Source organism: Methylomonas sp. Uni0011 (assembly GCF_056850255.1).
This window is the reverse complement of sequence record NZ_JBVVNO010000015.1, coordinates 1-5,910: the sequence shown is the minus strand read 5'-3', so window position 1 is coordinate 5,910 and position 5,910 is coordinate 1. Positions and strand designations below refer to the sequence as shown.

Annotated in this window: 4 protein-coding genes; 1 reads left to right on the top strand and 3 read right to left on the bottom strand. The window is 60.3% G+C overall.

The window, feature by feature from the left end; all coding sequences use genetic code 11:
- Positions 1 to 2,461, top strand: a 2,461-nt coding sequence (locus AC0IM9_RS15180; RefSeq protein ID WP_482804578.1) for a calcium-binding protein, incomplete at its 5' end; no start/stop codon positions are given.
- A gap of 153 nt (positions 2,462 to 2,614) precedes the next feature.
- On the opposite strand, the gene AC0IM9_RS15175 is transcribed toward AC0IM9_RS15180, so the two are convergent.
- The 3 genes from AC0IM9_RS15175 to AC0IM9_RS15165 all read right to left on the bottom strand — a co-directional run.
- On the bottom strand, positions 2,615 to 4,117 hold the full coding sequence (locus AC0IM9_RS15175) for a TolC family protein (RefSeq protein WP_482804577.1): 1,503 nt from the start codon (positions 4,115 to 4,117) through the stop codon (positions 2,615 to 2,617).
- Between the two features lie 37 nt (positions 4,118 to 4,154).
- A complete protein-coding gene (locus tag AC0IM9_RS15170) occupies positions 4,155 to 5,498 on the bottom strand; it encodes an HlyD family type I secretion periplasmic adaptor subunit (RefSeq protein WP_482804576.1) in 1,344 nt (447 codons plus the stop codon).
- Positions 5,495 to 5,910 (bottom strand): ATP-binding cassette domain-containing protein (locus AC0IM9_RS15165; protein WP_482804575.1); only part of this gene is annotated, 416 nt, incomplete at its 5' end. The genes AC0IM9_RS15170 and AC0IM9_RS15165, both read right to left, overlap by 4 nt.

Sequence of the window (5,910 nt, the reverse complement as noted above, 5' to 3'; positions counted from 1 at the left end):
ATTGAACGGCCAGGACGGTAACGACACCGTGGATGGCGATCTCGGCGACGATGCGATCAGCGGCGGCAACGGTAACGACCTGCTGTTGGGTGGTCAGGGTATCGATGTGCTGAACGGCGATGCCGGCAACGACCGCCTGGAAGGCGGTGACGGCAGCGATACCTTGAACGGCGGCGACAGCGAAGACACCCTGTTGGGCGGCGCCGGCGACGATGTGTTGAGCGGCGGCTACGGCTACGACAGCCTGACCGGCGGTTTGGGCAATGACACCTTGTACGGCGGCTATCATGCCGACACCTACGTCTTTAACCGTGGGGATGGTTCGGACACGATTCAGGAAGGCGGCAGTGGTTATGATACGGCCTACTGGGGCGGGAACAGCGACAAGCTGATCTTCGGCACCGACATCACGTCCGCCGACATGAACTTCACCCAAGTCGGCAATGATCTGATCATAGATCTTGGCCAAGGCGATCGGCTGACCTTCAAGAACTGGTACGTATTCGATGCCAGTTATGGCAATTGGCCCTATCAGGTGGAGAGCTTCCAGTTTGCCGACGGCTCGGTGCTGAGCGCTACGGCGTTGTTGAACACCAAAGGGGTTGTAAAAGGCGGTACAGATGGTAACGATACAATAACTGGTGCAGAAACTATTCACTATCTCTATGGTGGCTTAGGCGACGATAGCATTAGTGCTGGCTCAGGGAATGACTATTTGAACGGTGGATCGGGTAACGATACCCTGAATGGCGGCATTGGTGCCGATCTTCTGGAAGGCGGCCAGGGCAACGACGTCTACATGGTGGATAACGCCGGCGATGTGATTGTCGAAAATGTCGGCGAAGGCACCGATAGAGTCTTTTCCGACATTAGCTATAGTTTGGCGACGAACCTCAACCTCGAAAATCTGACGTTGACCGGCACTGTGGCGATCACGGCAACCGGCAATCTGCTGGATAACCTTTTGTCGGGTAACTTGATCAACAACACCCTGAACGGCGACGCCGGCAACGATGTATTGAAAGGCCAGGCGGGTGACGACACCCTTTACGGCGGCAGTGGCAACGATACCTTGTACGGTGCGGATGTCACCGATGCGACGCCAGCCAGCTTAATCAATCAGTTGGTGATCAGTGCGAAAGCCAATCTATTAAATGATGGCGTTGGGGCGAAGATGGATGTTTACATCGACGGTGTTCTAAAAACGTCGTTCAGTGTAACCAATACCGCGAGCTATCAAAACTACACGGTCGATCCTGCCTTGCTGGCCGTTAACGCTAGACGTATCGATGTGGCGTTCAGTAATGACGCGACAGTGGCCTCCCCCGTGCAGGATCGCAATCTGTACGTCAGCTCGATCACTGTTAACAGTCAAACGATCACCTCGTCCGCCAATGGCGTGATTCTCGACATCGGTGCCGGCACGGCCGCTTTCGACGGTAAGAATTTGATTGCCGGACAGGCGGTGCTGCCGTGGAACGCCGCGTTACGTTTTAGTCTGGATGGCAACGACTTACTAGACGGCGGCACCGGCGCGGATACCATGCAAGGCGGACTAGGGAACGACCTGTATGTCGTCGACGACGCCGGTGATGTGATAATCGAGTCCGCGGGCGGTGGCATTGACCGGGTGCAGGTTGGCTTTAGTTACGATTTAAACCAAGCGGCCAATGTGGAAAACTTGACGTTAACAGGCTCGTTAGCGGCGAACGCGACTGGTAACAGCTTGGACAACACTCTGATTGGCAACTCGGGTAACAATCGCATCGACGGCGGGCTTGGCGCTGACCGGATGGAAGGTGGTTTAGGCTCCGATACGTTTGTCGTCGATAACGCCGGCGATATCGTTGTCGAAGCCGCTGGTGGTGGTACCGACACCGTAGAAACGTCGATTTCTTTAACTTTAGGTTCGAATGTTGAAAACCTGATACTCACCGGCAACTCCGCCATAAACGGCACCGGCAATACCTTGGACAATCGACTAACCGGCAACAGTGCCGCCAACAGCCTCTCCGGTTTGGCCGGCAACGATACCCTGGACGGGCTGGCTGGGACCGACACTTTGACCGGCGGTACTGGCAACGACACCTATGTTCTAGGGCGGGGTTACGCTACGGATACCGTCGTCGAGAACGATGCCACGGCGGGCAACACTGACATCGCGCAATTCCTGTCTGGGATCACGGCAGACCAGTTGTGGTTTGTCCATGCAGGCAACAATCTGGAAGTCAGCATCATCGGCACCTCAGATAAGCTGGTCATGCAAAACTGGTACAGCGGCAGCGCCAACCACGTCGAGCAGTTCAAGACCACGGACGGTAATTTGACTTTGCTGGACAGCCAAGTCGAGAGTTTAGTCTCGGCGATGGCGGCGTTCGCACCGCCGGCTGCAGGCCAGACCACCCTGCCGACCGATTACCAAGCTGCACTGGCACCCGTGATTGCGGCTAATTGGCGTTAACTGGCGTACCCTGAAGCCCGTCCCCGAGGTGTTTTGCTTTGGGGACGATTAGGTTTCGGGCATCGATATTGATACCACTGATCAGATTTCGTCTTTGTTTGGCTTATTCGACATGCTTTAGCCGTCGAATACGCGAACGCCGATCCTTTGAGTTCATCTTTCTGGAGTGACGATGGCCGGCTGACCTTTTGCCTTTGGCCCTTCGGCCTGTTCGATCATGTCTCGGCCCAGAAGGCCAGCGCTGGTGAACAAGCGCAAGCGGGCGGCTCGCCAGTCGGCCAGAGTGCGCAGGCGCTCCTGGCGGGCGTCGGCCAATGCGGTCTGGGTATTCAGCAGTTCCAGGATGTCGGCGGCGCCTTTGTCGTAACGCCGCTGCGAGCTGGCGACGGCGGTTTGCGCGCTGTCCAGCCAAGTCGCCGAATAGCTCAGATTGTTTAGCGCGGCTTCGGCCTCGGCGTGGGCCTTGACCACGTTCAGCAGGGTTTGTCGCTCGGTGTCGGCCAGTTCGGCCGCGCGTTGTTCGGCCTGGGCTTGCGCGCCGCGGATTTTGTAGGTACGGGCAAAGCCTTCGAACAGCGGGATGGTCAGGTTGATGCCGATGGTTTCCACCCGGGTTTGGCTTTGCGACAGGGCTTGATTGGGGTAGCCGTTTTGGTAGGCGTTCAGGCTAAAGTCCAGCGTCGGCAGGCCTTCGGACCGGGCTTGCACGATGCGCTGCTTGGCGGCTTCCCATTGGGCCTGGGCCGCGACGATGGCCGGATGGCGACGTTTGGCTTCGGCCAGCCAGATTTGCAGGTCGCGGCCGTCTTGGGCCAGCGTTTCGCCGGTTTGCTCAGGCTCGGCATTCTCCGGCAGGGTCAATACCGTTTCCGGGGCGATCCCCATGGCCTGGCGCAGTACCGCCAAGGCTTTACGGTAATCGCCGTCGGCCCGGCTGCGCCCCAATGCCGCCTTGGCCAGGGCGGTTTCGGCTTGCAGAGTATCGCTGCGGCTGCTGGCCCCGCTGGATTCGCGGCGGCGGGCGCTGGCCAGGGTTTGGCCGGCCAACGCTTCGCTGTCGGTCTTGGCTTGTCGTTGGGCGTTGGCGGTTTGGGCGTCGAAATAGGCTTGAATCACGCCGTCCAGCAGGCGTTGAAACACCGCATCCTGGTTGGCCAAGGCCTGGGTCAACAGCCAGTTGGCGGCGGCCAGATTGGCGGCGCGGCCGCCGAAGTCGAACAAGCGCCAACTCAGATTGCCGTACAAGGTAAAGCCGTCGGTTTCGCTCGAAGGGAGGGGCGAGTCCGGATATTGGTAATAGCTGTTCAGATGGTTGACCGCCGCGTTCACGGTCGGCCAATAGCCGGCCTTGGCCACGCCGAGATTGGCGGCCTGGATCTTGAGCTCGGCCCAGGCGGCTTGGGCTTGTGGATGGTGGCACAAGGCTAGATCCACCGCCTCGTCCAACAGCAACGGCACGGTAAAATCCTTGTCGGCCGGGCAAACGATGCCGCGCCGGTCGCCCGGCAATACCGCGCCTTGCTCCAGCACCGGCGGCCGGGTATCGAGCGGATCGTCGAGCACATCGGGGATATTAGGTACGGCGGCCCAATCAAAACTCAGCGTCGGCACCGGTAGCAGACTCAGCGCCAAACCCAGCGTTAGTGCCTTGGCCAAACGGCCAGCGCCGCACGCGGTTCGGACCGTCCCGGACTTAACGCTCACGCAAGCTTTCCCGGCCGTGCTGCAACAGTGGCGTCAGTACGTATTCGATGACCCGGCGCCGGCCGGTTTTGATGTCGGCCTGGATCGACAAGCCGGGCGACAGCGCCGCATCGTGGCCGTCGACCGCCAGCGTCGCCTGGTCGAGGGCAATACGCACGCTGTAGATCAAGCCTTTTTTCTCGTCTTGAATCGCATCGCGCGAGACATGGGCCACCCGGCCGGTGACGGTGCCGTATTTGGTATAGGGGAAGGCGTCGATCTTGACTTCGGCGCTTTGCCCTTCCTGGACGAAGCCGATGTCCTTGTTTTCCAGGCTGGCTTCCACTTCGACCGTGCTGTCTTGCGGCACGATCTGCAACAAGGGTTGGGCCGCCGCGACTACGCCGCCGACGGTGTGGGCCGCGAGTTGCAGTACGGTGCCGGACACCGGCGCGCTCAGTTTGAGCAAACGGCCATGGGCGTCGGCGCGGGCGGCGTCCTGTTCGGCGTCGCTGGCCAGTTTGCCGGCTTGGGTGTGTTCGTCGAAGGCCAGTTTGCGGGTTTCGGCGATCAACGCCGCGCGTTGGTTTTTGGCGCTGTCGAGTTGGCCTTGCAGTTCGATGCGGGCCTGTTCTTTTTCCAGATAGGCGTGCGGGGCGACGTCGTGAGCCTCGGCCAGGGCTTGGAAGTCGCGGGCTTGTTGCGCGACCAGTGGCAGTGCCGAGGCGTAGCGGGCGATATCGCCGTCCAGGCGTTGCCGCTTGGCGGTGAAGTCGCGGTATTGGCCTTCCAGGTGCGCCAACGCGGCTTGGTATTTTGCCTCGGCTATTTGTTCGGGTCGAATCAAAATCGGCGGCGTGCCGCGGTCGATAGCGTCGATCAACGCTTGGGCCCTGGCCTGTTGCAAGCGGGCTTCGACGACATTGGCTCTGGCCTTGTCGCGTTCGGCATCGAAGGCGCTACTGTCCAGATCCAATAGCGGCTCGCCTTGGCGGACGAACTGGCCTTCGCGGACGTAAATCGCCGCGACGCTGGCGGTATCGACCGAGGCGATGGTTTTGGTGCGGGCGCTGGGGATGATTTTGCCGGCGGCGTTGACGATGATATCCACTTCGCCGAACCAGGCCCAGGCCAGCGTCGCGGCGACGAGTGCCATCAACAACCAGGCCACGCCGCGGCCCAGCGGCGAAACCGGTTGGGCCTGCAAGGCCAGGGCGGCCGGCAGAAATTCGGCTTCGTCGTGCGAACGTGGCGGACTATCCAGTTCCCGCCGTTGCCGCCAAAAGTAACGGAAGGTGTCGCGGTAACGGCCCCACAGTTCGGCGTAGGCTTGCCAGCGGTAGCGCAGACTCATGCGCCGGCCTGCTGCAATTGGTAAAGGTGGGCGTAGATGCCGTTCGGCACTTGCAATAATTCCTGATGCCGGCCGGTCTCGGCGATCTGGCCGCGCTCCATGACCACGATACGGTTGGCATCGCGCACCGCCGACAAACGGTGGGCAATGATCAATACGGTGCGGCCTTGGCAGATGCGGCGCATATTGTCCTGAATGACTTTTTCAGACTCGTAGTCCAAGGCGCTAGTGGCTTCGTCGAAGATCAGGATGCGCGGGTTGCTGATCAACGCCCGGGCGATGGCAATGCGTTGGCGCTGGCCGCCGGATAAACCGGTGCCGTGTTCGCCGACCAGCGTGTCGTAACCTTCCGGCAATTCGCAGATGAACTCGTGGGCGCCGGCCAGTTTGGCGGCTTCGATCACGGCTTCGA